The following is a 1,236-nucleotide window of genomic DNA, read 5'->3' on the forward strand; positions in this document are numbered from 1 at the left end:
CAGCGGGCGCACGTGCGGGAGGTGCCGGCGGGGTTCACTGCGATCAGCTCTCGACCGGCGCTTTCAGCCTTGTGCGACAGGATCGTCAGGAACACCCCCAACCCGCGTCCAAGATGGCTCGGTTCAGCCCGGACTTGGCGGCGACGTTCCGGCCGGGCTGCTCGATCGTGCCGGACGCGCTGCGGGTCATGTTCGCGATCCGCAGGTCCTCATGCACGATCACGTCGTACGCGGCGACCAGCGTGAGTGCGGCTTTGTGCGCGCCGTCCAGGCGCTGCCGCCCTACCTTGGCGTGCAGGGCGGCCACCCGCGCGACCGCCTTACGGCGGCGCTTGGACCCCCGCTTCTTCCGGGACAGAGCCTGCTGTGCCGCCGCGAGACGGCCGGCGGACGCCTGCAGGTGGCGGGGGTTGGCCAGGTGCTCGGCGTCGCTGGTGGTGACCAGCGAGGCCACGCCCATGTCCAGTCCGACCGCCGCGCCCGTCGCGGGCAGCGGCTGCCCGGGCACGTCATCGCAGGACAGCACCACATACCAGTGGGAGCCTTCCCGCTTCACGCCGATCGTCTTCACCCGGCCCCGCACCGGCCGGTGCTGATGCACGCGCACATGTCCGATGCCCTGCAAGCGGACGAACGTGGCGGACGGGTGTTCAGGCTGGGAGTCCCACCGGCAGCCGTCCCCATCCTTCGGCCACTCGACCGTGTCGAACCGGCCGAGCCCCTTGAAACGGGGAAACCCCGGCGTGCGCCCGGCCTTCACACGGGCGAAGAACGCCGCGAACGCCTTGTCCAGGCGGCGCAGCGTGGCCTGCTGGGAGGAGAACGACCACCGGCTCTGACCGTCGGGATCGTCGCAGCGGATGTGCTTCAGCTCCCCGGACTGGTCACCGTAGCGAACGGTGACGCCTGCCTTGCGGTAGGCGGTGTGACGGTGCTCAAGAGCCGCGTTGTAGAGCTGCCGGTGATCCTCCAGGCACGCCGCGAGCGCGGCGGCCTTCTTGGAGGTCGGGCGCAGCAGGAACTTGTACGACCTACGCACGGCCACTCCTCTTGGCAGCGCGCTCGTACTGCGTCTCGATATAGCGCTGCACTGTCTGCGCGGAGACCGCGCCGACGGTGGCCACGAAGTACGACCGCGACCACAGCGTGGGCAACTGCGAGCGCAGGTGCGGAAACTCGGCGCGCAGGTGGTGGGAGGTGAATCCCTTGAACCGGTCGGCCACCTGCGACGGTGAG

The 1,236-nt window shown here is 69.9% G+C and carries 3 protein-coding genes; all 3 read right to left on the reverse strand.

All coding sequences use genetic code 11. The annotated features are described in order from the left end of the window. Positions 1–95 (reverse strand): zinc ribbon domain-containing protein (locus IEY93_RS39960; protein ID WP_444544684.1); only part of this gene is annotated, 95 nt, incomplete at its 3' end. Next, the gene (locus IEY93_RS37455; RefSeq protein WP_229691826.1) at positions 86–1,039 is read right to left on the reverse strand and encodes an RNA-guided endonuclease InsQ/TnpB family protein; all 954 of its coding nucleotides are present in this window, start codon (positions 1,037–1,039) and stop codon (positions 86–88) included. The genes IEY93_RS39960 and IEY93_RS37455, both read right to left, overlap by 10 nt. Next, on the reverse strand, positions 1,032–1,236 hold a 205-nt coding region (gene tnpA / locus IEY93_RS37460), incomplete at its 5' end, for an IS200/IS605 family transposase (protein ID WP_189167883.1). The genes IEY93_RS37455 and tnpA, both read right to left, overlap by 8 nt.

This window comes from Sphaerisporangium melleum (genome assembly GCF_014646695.1).
GTDB lineage: Bacteria > Actinomycetota > Actinomycetes > Streptosporangiales > Streptosporangiaceae > Sphaerisporangium > Sphaerisporangium melleum.